This is a genomic window from Dolichospermum sp. LEGE 00240, assembly GCF_015207875.1.
GTDB classification, from domain to species: domain Bacteria; phylum Cyanobacteriota; class Cyanobacteriia; order Cyanobacteriales; family Nostocaceae; genus Dolichospermum; species Dolichospermum gracile.
Genome location: NZ_JADEVZ010000019.1, coordinates 60,659 through 73,764 on the forward strand (window position 1 = coordinate 60,659; position 13,106 = coordinate 73,764).

Sequence of the window (13,106 nt, forward strand, 5' to 3'; positions counted from 1 at the left end):
ATAGTGCGTTTCCCTAAGTTGATTTGATAACTAAGTAGGTAGGTAAAAATAAATAGAACTATGTTAAGTAAGTTAACAGATTCTGAAATTTGCTCGTAGTTAGGGCTTTAGCCCTACTTTCAGGTCTAAAGACCTTACTACAAACCTTTAATTATTTACGTTACTCTACTTAAAGGTTTACTTTCTTGTTAATTCCTATTCCGGTGAGGTAAAAAAGGAAGATTTTAACCGCAGATGGAAAAAGATAACCGCAGATAAATTTGTGTTTCCTTAGATGTTAGCCCTTAAATGTAGGTAAATAGTTCGTCTTCATTAATTGTGGCAATATCGGTGAGGATTTCTAACCAAGCGGGAATGGCTAGTTCGGCTTGTGAATCTCTTGCAGCAATATATCTTAGTAGTGCTTCTTTTTTGGAAAGATTTTGCAAGCTGGGAATAATTTGATCTAAAATTCCATTGATTTCTATATTTACTTGCTGATTACTTTCACTGACATATTGCACAAGGTGAAGACTAGCACTGGCGGTAATTTCATCTCGCAGTCGTAATACGAAAAGTTGATGATTGGCACTTCTGGATGGGTTTTGATTTCTTTCGGGAGACCAATCAAAAATTTGCCCGACACTGTGTTTTTCGTCTTGTCTAGCTAGGGGAAAAATACTTTCTGGTTTGATGCTTTGATTATGATTATTGATTTCGGTAATAATTGCTTCTTTCCATTGACGAGGATCTGATCCTAGTAACAGTTTATAAAATAAATCTGCTTCTTCAAGTCCGAATTTTGATTCAATTTCTTGTTCCATTTCTGGCTGAAGAATGGCTTGCAGTTTTTCCCGTTCTAAGGTGATTTGATGTGCCAATGAGCTTAATAAGTCTATCACGGCTTGACGAATGCGATCGCTCGCAAAGTTCTCCAGTTCTCTGACTGTTTTCTCAAAGGCTGGATAAAAGTCATCACTCTTAGTCGGTATGGAGGTATTAACCCGATTTCCTCTATCAAATAATTTCCCCGCTGCACCTTTAAATTCTGCTAAGGTAATTGTGCCATTTTGGATTTTATTAAATAGTAATGTCCATTGACTCCAATTCAATATTTTTAAAGTTAGTTCATCTTTAATGACATCACTAACGACAATTCCTCTTCTATCTTTCAGTTGTTCTTTACCTAAATCTTTCTGAAAGTTTCTGTAGGTTCTATCTAAACTTTCTATGGCTGTTCTTAATTCTAGTAAAGCCGGAGTATCAACTGTGGGTATGCCTTGTTCATGAATTTCGGCAATAATTTCTTTGAGATATTCTTGTTGTTGACGAATACCATCAGCCGCCCGACGGGTATCTTCATATAATTGCTTTAAGCCGTGATTAGCAACATGAGTTTGAATTAGTTCTCTTAATTTACTAATCCCACCATCCTGAGCAAAATAACCCAACTGTTTACCTAATTGATTTCTGCCATCTGCTGCTAATAAAGCTTCACTTAAATCACCCCATTTCTGTTGTAATTTTTTCGGTCTTTCCAGATATTCTGGATAATCTAAATTAGCGAGAAATTCCTCAGAACCTGCTTTCACTTGACCAGAACGTTTAGCTAATTCAGCTAATCCTAACAGGGGTGATAATAAAACAATTCTGTCTTTTTGACTAGTAAATGCTTCCGCTCCATCAATAATAGTTTTAAGAACCTTTAATTTTTGGAAAACTGTATTTGTTTCTAACGATTGAGAATCAGATTGATGATTAATTAATAAATCTAGTTCTCTTTCTCCACCTTCACTTTCTAAAGGCAGTTGATCAAAACGTCCCACACCGACGAGAATTAAATCCTTGAGGTCTTGTCCGGGGCGTTGTTGCTGCATCATTGTGAAAATTTTATGGGCGCGATCGCTCCCCGGCGATTTACCATTCAGTAAGACTAAAATTGTCTGTACCTGTGCCAATTCTCGCAACGATAAAAATGTATCCCTAGCCCCAGAATTAGCAGCACCCAACCCCGGAAAATCCAACAGCACAAACTCTTCTGCACCGGTAACATCCCAAATTTCCCGTGATATCTTCACTTCAATATCAACGCGACGAATTAAGAGAAAACTGGTTTGTAATAATTGCGTTCCTAATCGTTGTGGCGCATTTGGTAAGCGAACATTCGCCGCTGGTAAATCCTCAAACTTGAGAGATTGAATCGCCATTGGCATTTCTGCCAGTTGTAAACCCTCACGGGCAGTAATACCATCAATTTGGTAAAAGCGACCGCATAAAGCCTCACCATAAGCCTGATAAGCCCGCAAAAATAACACTAACTCCCGCACCAAATAACGCAACTCTAAATTATTTGAGCTTTTCCAAACTTCCTCACACCAAATACTGATATCCTTACCAGTTTTAATTTTAGCCACCTGTAAAGGTGTCACCCCAGCAGACACAGCGCGACGGTTTGCTTCTTTGAGAATGAAGTGTAAGCACTCATTTACCCCTTCATGGGATAAATATTCTACCGTATAATTATCTACCTGAGTAGTCGCAAAATCATCTTGGGGTTTAATATGAATAGCTGTGACATTACCTGTCGTTGGATTTTCACTGACAGGTAAAGCGTCCGCATAACCAATCAAACTGCCTAGCAGCAAACTTTTGCCGCTGCTAAACTCCCCCATTACACCAATTTTCACCGGTGAGTTGGCCAGTTCCACAGTTTTCTGTGCCGCCTCTCGCAGCCGCAACAGACAATCATCAAGGCTAGTGGGAACCCAATCCTCCTCTTGGGAAGGGCGTTGGGGAACTGAGTCAACTTTGCGGAGGATAAATTCACCGTACTCTTTCAATCGCGCCAGCTTATCTGGTTCCATAGAGTAGTCTTTCGTTTGAGTTCATTTTCACAACTGGGTTATAACACAAAACCCAGAAACCACCACCATTCGTACAACGATAACAGACAAGACGCAAAATAATACCGTTCGGTTCAGGCAATGGTTGATGAATAATCTTTAACAAGAAACAGACACAACTTGTAAGCATTCAGCTATCAGTGGTCAGCAGTCAGCTAAAACTGGATTTTAGGGGTTTTTAAATAGGGAGACTGACATCAGTAATTAATTTCAGAATGCTTATCAATTCAATTCTTGCTGATAGCTGATAGCTGACGACTGAATGCTTACCACAACTTGTTAAATAAAGAAGATAATACTATTTAAAGGAAATGGGGGTTTCAAAGCCTCATAAAAAGGCATAGATTGTACGGCGTTGCTGATTAAGGGTATGAATTTTAGTCTCACGCAAAGGCGCAAAGACGCAAAGGTAAGAGTTTTAAGAGTTCAATTTGGGAATTTCATACCTCAATTCAGCAACGCCGATTATACTAAGCTACGTAACCTACTAGTAGCACAGAACTGGAAAGAAGCAGATCAAGAAACTTACAACGTCATGATTAAAGCTGTAGGTAAAGAGTATGGTGACTGGTTTACAAGTGATGAACTCTTAAATTTCCCACACCCAGACCTCAGCATAATTGACCTTGTTAAAGAAGAATATAATACTATTTAATTTTGTTATATTTGTCAATTATTAACCACCAGAAAACAACAAAGGTAAAATAAACGCTGAAATAATTCCCCCTAAGACAATTACCTCAATTATTTGCAATAATAAACCACCCTTCATAAACTGATTAATTTCTTCCCGGATTTGATGAGAAAAATTACCCAACCAAACACAGAGACGACTATACCATTGAGTAGGACTATCTTCTGGGCGGAACTTCCAGGATAATATTGATAATAATAATGGCACACCACCAACTTTAGCCGACATCAAAACATGAATGGCTAAACAAAAAATGATGATTACCCAAGCTATGAGATGAGCATAATACCAAACATGATCAAGTTCTCCTAGTGGTAGCCATTCTTCCTTCATCATTCTCCCAGATACCACCGCTAAAACAGCAGCAAGCAACATTTTAGTATTTACTAAACGTTGCAGACTTACCCACCAAATTGGTTTACCAAATTGAGTTAGATTTTGGATAGAGTCTGGTTGTAATAGTCGTCTTTTTCCAGCATGAAAACTATAAACAGCAAAAAATGGGAATAAAATCAAGAAAAATACTGCCAATGTCCCATGAATATTCTGTATAGGATTGATTTTGGGAATTGGTATATATCCAAATCTTTTATCAAAAGTGTTGTACACTAGGAATCCGCTAATAATTGCACCAATTCCTAAAATCCCGCTTATACCATGCACGATTCGGAATATTAATGGTTGATAGGGGGCTGAACGATTCATAAGTTGATATAGTAAGGTTTCCAAAAAGGCTAATTTTTCTGTAACTACGCCATAAAAATATATAATATCCTAAACGGTGATTAAAGAAGAGTGCATTAATGGTTGAAGTTGTACATTTTACAGGATTTATTAAAGGCGTAACCTATAAAACCTATTTAGGTGACAAATTAAATGAAATTAATATAGATAGTTTTGATGTCAATCAAGCAAGTGGTTATGGATTAATCAAGTCATCTATAACTGAGATTGCTTATTCTAAATGGGTTTCACCTAAAAGAACTAGAAGCTATCCTTTCGCTAGAATATATACTACATACAACTCATCTAAAATTATCACCATTATTCCGGTAATGAAAGATGGAGATAGAGATGTAATTCAATACTCTACAATTTCTTGGATGAATTTATTAAATATTTATATTGTGCTTGCTTATTATGAAACAGCCCAGAAAAGTCATAAAAAAGGACAGACAAACAAAGATAAACTTTCCAATCAAAAGTTCAATAATGAATTTGTAAAATCTCAAATCAACGAAATACTAGCATATCGGCAAAGTGCTTTACATTGGAATAAAAATTTATTTGAAGAAAGGTTTTTATCAATTTTTGAGAAAGCGCTGAATTCTTACGATTTTATTGCTAGTCAAACTGGAGTGGCTATTCACTCACGAGTAAGCATGGATAACTATTTACGAAAAATCATTCTTGAGTTTGAAGAATTTAAAAATATTTCTCTTAAAGGTTCTCTAAGTGCAAGTAAACGAGAAGTGATGACTTCTCATAAAATGGAATATTTAGAAGATGGACTAAAATCAACTTTTAGTATTGAGAATTATTTAGGAGGAATTTATCACTTGACTGCTGATGAAATATTTGTTTATAATAATGAGTACATAATTCAAGAATCAAAAAATTCTTCAAAGGAATCTTTACCTAAACTTCCTGATATTCAAGATGGTTTATTTAAGTTGATTTTATTTTCCAACTTAGATTCATTAAAGCTAAATGGAGAATCAGTTAATTTTCTAACAAAATTAAAGCTTACTGGTAAAAATGTAGTTAGTTCTATTATTTTTCCTGATGCAACAGTTGAAGAATTAGATAATTTTTTACAAATTAACAAGACAATTTTTACCAAAAAGCAAAAAGAAATTATCAGAAAATTGGCTTTAGAAGCCCAAAATAATCAAAAATTAAAAATACAAGTGTCAGGAAATTCCAAGGTATAATTTTGTTATGATCAAAAGTCCTCTCCGTTATCCTGGTGGAAAATCAAGAGCAATTAAAAGTATCGCCGAATGTCTTCCAGAAAAGTTTTCCGAATTTAGAGAACCTTTTGTTGGTGGTGGTTCAGTTTTCATTTATCTCAAACAAAAATTTCCCAGTTTAAAGATTTCTATTAACGATTTAAATCCAGAATTATTTTTATTTTGGCATTTGGCAAAATCTGATTTATCAAAATTAGTTTCCGCAGTTCGTCAAGTTAAAGAAAATTCTCAAGATGGAAAATTACTTTTTGCCGAATTAGCTCATGTAAATGTTAACACCTTATCAGACCTAGAAAGAGCAGTCCGGTTTTTTGTTCTGAATAGAATTACATTTTCTGGAACTATAGAATCCGGTGGATTTTCTTTAGAATCTTTTCAGAAAAGATTTACTAATTCATCAATAGATAGACTAGAAAAACTAGAAAATATCCTAACACAAGATATCCAAGTTACCAATTTAGATTATAGCCATCTGATTAATGAACCAGGAAAAGAAGTATTCATATTTTTAGATCCTCCTTATGTTAAAGCCGAAAAATCTAAATTATATGGAAAAAAAGGAGATTTACATACAGGATTTGATCATCAAAAATTTGCAGAGATATTAAAACAATGTCCCCACAACTGGTTAATTACATACGACGATTGCCCAGAAATCAGAGAAAACTTTAAATGGGCAAATATCATCGCATGGGAATTACAATATGGCATGAATAACTATAAACAAAAAAAAGCCGAAAAAGGCAAAGAACTATTTATTAGTAATTATCAGATCCCCGACTTCTTTAAGAAGTCGGGGATCTAAACCTCTAAATCTGGTAAAACTAATCCTTCTCCTCAGAGGAGCTTGTGTGTACACTGTAGCCTCTTAGGAGAGGGAAAAGGGATAAAATTTAATAAGTAGTGAGACAGAATTAATTATACAATTTCATTGGGAATGGAACGAATCGAAATGAAGCAATCGCAGGGGTTGTGATTGCTTCCCTTCGCTCGCAATGAGTGTAAATATTTTTGTCCAATTACTTACTTGAGAGGTCTACCAGAGGGTTTTATTTATACATTAAAAGTCTCCAAAACATCCTCTAAGCTTTAATTGATACCATGCGTTTTTTAGCACGATGGTTTTTGAGGAGTTTTGCAGCACCAAAAAAAACAGCGAATGATGCTGGTAGCGCAATAGGACTATACTCAAAGGGAACAGGTGTCGCAGCAGTGAATTGTGTTGTAGAGTTGGAAAAATCCAAATAAATGAAAGGACTGGGAGAAGAACCGACTAGCTGGTTACCATAACCAAAAATACCATTCCCAAGTGTTCCCAAGTATAAATTATTAGCAGGATTCATAAAGTGAACATCAGCAAAGGTGATATTACCGTTGGTAACGGTAAAAGCCTGACCACCACCTAGAGTGCGATAAAAAGAATAATCAGAAGCGACTCCTCCAGCACCGGGGCTAGATGTAACCGTTGCTGTAATCCCTGGTCCGAGGTTATTACCTTCCACCAAACCAATTAATGTTCCTTTCACGAACCCGTTAGTACCTCCATCTATATCCTGAAACTGAAAATTGAAACTAATTGCATGAGCAGGGGTAGCAGCTAGTAACATAGAAGCCGCAAATCCGCTTACAGCAAGGGTTCTAGCGATTAGGGGGGGTAGAGATATTGATCTTGACCATGACAATTAAAAAAATATTTACACAAGTTTCTATACAGTATCATGCTACGTGCTTAGTGTCAAATACTTTGAAGATTTTTATTTAAGTAGGTGGGCGGAGGAAAATCAAAATATATTTCGTTTTTTGAAATTGCTAAAACTCAACGACAATAACCCATCGAGGTGAATTTACATATCATTACACATTTTGGTTATTTCACGTCCACCTACTTAGAAAAAATACTGAAAAACCCCGACTCAAGAAGTCGGGGACTTGAAAATCAAAATTTCAATTCTTTAGTTTATATAAAAATCAGTTTTAAGTTATCAATTTCCCTTTCTAAGATAGAAGCAACGAAAAAGGCAAAGAACTATTTATCAGTAACTATGAAATTAACCAAAACTTAAAAAAATCTCAAACTGCTGTAAAACTCATCTTTGCACTCTTTCTCTGCGTCTGAAGCGCCTCTGCGTGCAAAAAAAAAGCCATTTTTCGGTAAAATTACATCCAACATCATAAAAAAGCCGAACAATGGATTCTACTATTTGGTCTAACTTACTCAAACAATTATTAGAACGGCAATCATTATCCCGGACGCAAGCCGCAGAATTGATGCAAGGATGGATCAATGAAACAATTCCCCCAGAACTGTCAGGGGCAATTTTAATGGCCTTGAACTTTAAAGGTGTATGTGCTGAAGAATTAACAGGAATGGCAGCAGTATTAAAATCTCTGTCTTCCGTACCCATGAACAAGGGCGGGGAAACCCTGAAGGGCGGGGAAACCCCGCCCCTACGGTTAATTGATACTTGTGGTACAGGTGGTGATGGGGCATCAACCTTTAATATTTCCACCGCTGTCGCCTTTGTAGTGGCTGCTGCGGGTATACCTGTGGCTAAACATGGTAGTCGTTCTGCTTCGAGTCTCACAGGAAGCGCGGATGTTTTAGAAGCCTTGGGAGTAAATTTGACTGCTGCGAGTGATAAGGTACAAGCAGCAGTACAAGAGGTAGGAATTACATTTTTATTCGCCCCTGGTTGGCATCCAGCCCTGAAAGCCGTTGCCCCATTACGGCGAAATCTCAAAGTGCGGACTGTGTTTAATTTACTAGGACCTTTAGTAAATCCCCTGAATCCTACTGGTCAGGTAATTGGTGTTTTTGATCCTCAACTGATAGAAACCGTTGCTGAAGCTTTAAATCTCTTGGGGACACAAACAGCAATGGTTCTGCATGGACGAGAAAAATTAGATGAAGCTGGTTTGGGCGATATTACCGATTTGGCGATTTTAAAAGATGGTAAAGTGTTACTAACTACTGTTGATCCCCAGGAAGTGGGTGTGATTCCTGCTCCCATTACCGCTGTTAAGGGTGGTGACGCACAAGAAAATGCGGTGATTCTTAAAGAAGTTTTGCAAGGGAAAGGCACACAAGCGCAACAGGATATAGTGGCGTTAAATGCTTCCCTGGCATTGCAAGTAGCAGGTGCTGTTCCCTGGCTAAATCATGGTCAAGGGGTGACTGTAGCTAAAGAAATTTTACAAAGCGGTAGCCCTTGGACAAAGTTGGAACATTTAGTGGATTTTCTGAAGGATTAGCTTCTGAGTGGACTTGGGGACGAAATTCGACGACGTTACGTTTGATAGTTAGATCGTAATTACCGAAAAAGTCATGTCCTAAAAGTCCTGTTTCTAATTCTGTACCAGCGATCGCTACTGGGACCTTATTTACTGTCATCCCCCCGGCTTCCATCGAATCAAGATAGCCAATGGGAAATTCCACAGCTTTAGCACTGGCGGTATTCGCCTTGGCTTTGCCGACAGTGACTACACCCAAAGCCGCTGCTATCTTCTGGGTAATCACAGTCCCACTCGCCCCCGTATCCACAATCATCTCAAACCGCTGTGTTCCATTGAAAGTAACTTCAATAATCGGTGTACCACCAAGTCGCCGTTTAATAGGGGCAATAAATACCTCATTATGGCGAGGGAGGACAGGTGGTGGTGAGAGACTAGGCTTAGATAAGGATGGTTTTAGGGCTTTATCAGCGGGACGAGTAGAAATTATCCCATTACCCGTTCGTTGAGGAACATCAATCACCACTGATTGCGGCTGAGTTACAGAAGATGCTAAATTTTTGGGGTAAGCCTTGCGGCGAGCTAAGACAATTTGACGGCGATATTCAACGATTTGACGTTGAGCAAAGGCAAAATTGCCACTATTGCGCCTAACTTGCTTCATCAGAGCGATAGCGAAGCGCTGCTGCAAGCAGTTCGCATCTTGCCACTGACTCACCACCAACTTCCAATCATCCACAGATACAGCAGATTGGCTGATACTTTTAGCACCAGCAGCTTTATCTAGTGCCATTTCCAAAGGACTTAATTGGGTGGAAGCAGATGCTCGTGACGTTGAATTTGGACTAGCTAACAGTTGTTTACGTTGACTGGAAGAACGAATAGCCGCCAAACTCCCAGTTGATAAAGATTGTTTAGACTCACCAGTTATCGTTGTCTGCTGATCTTGATCACAGGCAACAGTCAAAACCGCTAAACTAACGGAACAAAAAATGAGGGCTGTCCGGGACAAAAAATACTGAAGCATAGTGAATGTTTTAACCGCCCTGGCTGCTCTTCCCAAGTGTACTCCTCCCACCCAATTAAAAATGCTTGACTATTGAATCATTTTAAAATTAAAGTTTTGATTGGGAATTTCTGGTAATTTTATATACATATACATGATTTTTTTGTCAAGGATTGTATAGTAATGACAGGAAGGTTTTGAGTTTTCGATCAATATGTAGAATATATTGTCTATTTGGCATTACCAGATATTGTCCGTGAGGAGTTATATTCTCTAGAAAGGTATTTAATGTTATTTATATACAAGTGGAGGTATTAACCATGTCTAGCGCAGTTTTAATTGATTTTGGTCAAATTTATCAAGTTCGAGCCAACAAGGTTGCTTCTGCTTCAAAATTTGATGAAATTACTTCACGTTTAAAAAAAGCATCCAGAGATATCAAGACTGAATGGAACAATTTTTCTTCTGAACAACGTGATTACTTAACGGATTTTGCCTACTCTTTCATTGAACCAACGCAGGGAGATACAGGGTTTTTGGAGATCCTCAAATCAAGAATTTATTTGCTTTTTTTGAATCTTAGCTCCCAAAGAGAATCTTTTGATGCTTGTATTGATGCTATTGATTTCTTGGTTGATACAATTCTTGATTGTATTGAGCAAGATGATCCCGGCTATCAGGCTGTTTTATCTGATACTTTAGAGGAATTGCGTTTAAATTACGAACGGATTCCAGAAGTAAAGCCGGAGGATAGTAGTGCCTGGTTGCGAAATATATTCGATAAGGCCATTGCAGAAGTTTGAGATTAGTCTTGTTAAACTTGTTAAAATTCACTACAAAAAAAATAAAAGAGCTAGAGATTCATTTGAGACTTTGATACAAAAGTATATAGAGACTCTTGCAAAAGATCCGCTTTTTGATGAATCAGATAGCGAGAATTTTCCTAAAGGTGCTTACAAACCAGATTTTGAATTTAGAAAAATTCGGTTTTTGATGCCAGAACTTCAAGGTGCTTCTCGTAGAGGCCGATTTATGTATGTTGTTCATCAAAATTCTTGTTCTGTCTATCCTGTATGGGTTTATACCCATGAAGAATACCCTAAAAGACCTAGCGACCAGGACTTGAAAGAGCAACTGACAATTATAGAAATGAATATTGTAGATATAGACTCTCCACCTTCATAAACCATGAGAAGATATACCTTTGCTGTCTTCTAAAAAAATAAGTTATAGAAGATATAAAACCCTCTTTTCTCTCCAATTACTAATTACAAATGATCTATGTCCTTATCTGACGCAATACCTGCTCTACTTGTCCTAGCAGATGGCTCTACTTATCGTGGTTGGTCTTTCGGTGCTACAGGAACCGCCATTGGCGAAATCGTGTTCAACACTGGTATGACCGGATATCAAGAAGTGTTAACCGATCCTAGTTACTGTGGTCAAATCGTCATTTTTACCTATCCCGAACTAGGAAACACTGGTATTAATTCCGAAGACGAAGAATCAAATCAACCCCATATTAAGGGAGCGATCGCCCGCAACATCTGTCATCAACCCAGCAACTGGCGTTCCACCCAATCCCTCCCCAACTACCTGCAACAGCACCACATCCCCGGTATTTACGGCATAGATACCCGCGCCCTCACCCGGAAAATTCGGATGTTTGGAGCCATGAATGGCGGCATTTCCACAACAATTCTCGACGAAACAGAATTGTTAGAAATGGTACAAGCAGCACCAAACATGACAGGATTAAACCTGGTCAAAGAAGTCACCACACCAACCGTTTACGAATGGATGGAAGCCACAACCACCCCTTGGGAATTCAACCCCGAAGCCGTAGCTAAAATTAGCGAAACCTTCACCGTCGTCGCCCTAGACTTTGGAGTTAAGCGGAATATCCTCCGCCGTCTCGCCAGTTATGGATGTCGCGTCATAGTTGTTCCTGCCGATACACAACCAGAAGAAATTCTCAAATACAATCCAGATGGTATTTTCCTCTCCAACGGACCAGGAGACCCGGCCGCTGTCACAGAAGGTATCAACACCACCAGAGCCTTACTAGACAGCCAAAAACCCATATTTGGCATTTGTATGGGACACCAAATTTTAGGTCATGCTCTGGGAGCAGAAACCTTTAAACTAAAATTTGGACATCGCGGTTTAAATCAACCTGCCGGCTTACAAGAAAGAGTGGAAATTACCAGCCAAAACCACAGTTTCGCCCTGAACCCAGACTCCCTACCCACAGCCACAGTTGAAATCAGCCATTTGAACCTCAATGATCTGACCGTAGCTGGAGTCCGTCACAAGACCCTACCTGTGTTTTCTGTCCAGTACCACCCAGAAGCCAGTCCTGGACCCCATGATGCCGACTACTTATTTGAGCAGTTTGTCCTAAAAATGCAAGCAGCACGGCAATAAATTTTAGATTTGGGATTGCCGATTTTAGATTGAACTCGCATTTCACATTCACAAACTTGGATTCATGCCAGCAGAGGTAAGGCATAAACCCCAAAAAATCTAAAATCTAAAATCTAAAATCTAAAATCCCCAGGTCATGATGGACATTGGTAATTAGTAAAAAATTTTGCCAGTTGCCAACATAGACAAATTGCTCAAAAACCATCTATACTAGAACGTTTACTTTTAGTAAAAAGAACGAGGAGAAAATCATAGCTGAACCACTAAATCTAACCGTGAGCCTGAGAGGTACACGCGAAGTCCGCGATAGCTGTCAGCTATTCCGCCTCACAGGTTTATTAGACGCTTTCTCTGAGCCTACATTCCGTAAGGTACTCGGCAAGAACATTGATGAAGGACCAAAAAACATTATTTTGGATCTTTCACAAATAGACTTTGTGGATAGTTCTGGTTTAGGTGCGCTGGTACAACTTGCAAAACAGGCGCAAACCGCTGTAGGTACTTTGCAAATTGTCACTAATGCCCGTGTCACTCAAACAGTCAAGCTTGTTCGTTTAGAAAAGTTTCTCTCCCTACAATCCACAGTTGAAGCAGCCCTAGAAAACATTCAATCATCTTGATTGCTTGAAAGGAAAATCTAAATTAAGCTATCCAATGTCAAATCTGGATAGCTTAATTTTTGGATATGATTAAGTAAGGTTTGCTGGAAAAGTTATCTATAAGGGCTAGGAGTCAGGAGTCAGGAAGTAGGGGCGCAGGGCCTGCGCCCAGTCAGGAGGAAGAATTAGAAGATTCTCTATCCCATTTAAGTAAGTAGCCATCATGAACTACGTACACCAGGATACATGAAAAACTTCTTATTCCCCTCTCGAAGAGCGGGGAGGGGTTAGGGG

General features: G+C 38.4%; 12 protein-coding genes. 8 read left to right on the forward strand and 4 right to left on the reverse strand.

Annotation, left to right across the window (positions count from 1 at the left end):
- Window positions 1–284 precede the first annotated feature (284 nt).
- Window positions 285–2,843, reverse strand: coding sequence for a dynamin family protein (locus IQ226_RS08805; protein ID WP_193894597.1), 2,559 nt, complete (start codon window positions 2,841–2,843; stop codon window positions 285–287).
- Between the two features lie 409 nt (window positions 2,844–3,252).
- Here IQ226_RS08805 and IQ226_RS25890 point away from each other — a divergent pair, with 409 nt between their 5' ends.
- Window positions 3,253–3,537 (forward strand): GUN4 domain-containing protein, encoded by a 285-nt coding sequence (locus IQ226_RS25890; protein ID WP_193894599.1) that lies wholly within the window; start codon window positions 3,253–3,255, stop codon window positions 3,535–3,537.
- Window positions 3,538–3,558: 21 nt separating this feature from the next.
- Here the strand turns inward: IQ226_RS25890 and IQ226_RS08815 are convergent, their stop codons facing one another.
- Window positions 3,559–4,281 carry a cytochrome b/b6 domain-containing protein gene (locus tag IQ226_RS08815; RefSeq protein WP_193894601.1) on the reverse strand — a complete coding sequence of 241 codons (723 nt, stop codon included), beginning with the start codon at window positions 4,279–4,281 and terminating at the stop codon, window positions 3,559–3,561.
- Window positions 4,282–4,379: 98 nt separating this feature from the next.
- On the opposite strand from IQ226_RS08815, the gene IQ226_RS08820 reads away from it, so the two are divergent.
- Together IQ226_RS08820 and IQ226_RS08825 are read left to right on the forward strand one after the other, a co-directional pair.
- Window positions 4,380–5,510: a hypothetical protein gene (locus IQ226_RS08820; RefSeq protein ID WP_193894603.1), complete on the forward strand. Its 1,131-nt coding sequence runs from the start codon at window positions 4,380–4,382 to the stop codon at window positions 5,508–5,510.
- A gap of 7 nt (window positions 5,511–5,517) precedes the next feature.
- Window positions 5,518–6,354: a DNA adenine methylase gene (locus tag IQ226_RS08825; RefSeq protein WP_193894606.1), complete on the forward strand. Its 837-nt coding sequence runs from the start codon at window positions 5,518–5,520 to the stop codon at window positions 6,352–6,354.
- A 277-nt stretch (window positions 6,355–6,631) separates the two neighbouring features.
- Here the strand turns inward: IQ226_RS08825 and IQ226_RS08830 are convergent, their stop codons facing one another.
- Window positions 6,632–7,156, reverse strand: a complete 525-nt coding sequence (locus IQ226_RS08830) for a hypothetical protein (RefSeq protein WP_193894608.1) — start codon at window positions 7,154–7,156, stop codon at window positions 6,632–6,634.
- Between the two features lie 580 nt (window positions 7,157–7,736).
- Between IQ226_RS08830 and trpD the strand changes: the two genes are divergently transcribed.
- A complete protein-coding gene (trpD, locus tag IQ226_RS08835; protein ID WP_193894610.1) occupies window positions 7,737–8,801 on the forward strand; it encodes an anthranilate phosphoribosyltransferase in 1,065 nt (354 codons plus the stop codon).
- On the opposite strand, the gene IQ226_RS08840 is transcribed toward trpD, so the two are convergent.
- Window positions 8,731–9,807 (reverse strand): TIGR02281 family clan AA aspartic protease, encoded by a 1,077-nt coding sequence (locus tag IQ226_RS08840; RefSeq protein ID WP_193894612.1) that lies wholly within the window; start codon window positions 9,805–9,807, stop codon window positions 8,731–8,733. The two genes, trpD and IQ226_RS08840, sit on opposite strands and share 71 nt — an antisense overlap.
- A 299-nt stretch (window positions 9,808–10,106) precedes the next feature.
- Between IQ226_RS08840 and IQ226_RS08845 the strand changes: the two genes are divergently transcribed.
- The 4 genes from IQ226_RS08845 (at window position 10,107) to IQ226_RS08860 (ending at window position 12,833) form a co-directional block, all read left to right on the forward strand.
- A complete protein-coding gene (locus IQ226_RS08845; protein WP_193894614.1) occupies window positions 10,107–10,589 on the forward strand; it encodes a hypothetical protein in 483 nt (160 codons plus the stop codon).
- The gene (locus IQ226_RS08850; RefSeq protein ID WP_228039328.1) at window positions 10,576–10,971 is read left to right on the forward strand and encodes a hypothetical protein; all 396 of its coding nucleotides are present in this window, start codon (window positions 10,576–10,578) and stop codon (window positions 10,969–10,971) included. The genes IQ226_RS08845 and IQ226_RS08850 overlap by 14 nt, the downstream gene beginning before the upstream one ends.
- Before the next feature lie 96 nt (window positions 10,972–11,067).
- Window positions 11,068–12,213, forward strand: a complete 1,146-nt coding sequence (carA, locus tag IQ226_RS08855) for a glutamine-hydrolyzing carbamoyl-phosphate synthase small subunit (protein WP_193894616.1) — start codon at window positions 11,068–11,070, stop codon at window positions 12,211–12,213.
- Between the two features lie 248 nt (window positions 12,214–12,461).
- A complete protein-coding gene (locus IQ226_RS08860; protein WP_193894629.1) occupies window positions 12,462–12,833 on the forward strand; it encodes an STAS domain-containing protein in 372 nt (123 codons plus the stop codon).
- Window positions 12,834–13,106: the final 273 nt, after the last annotated feature.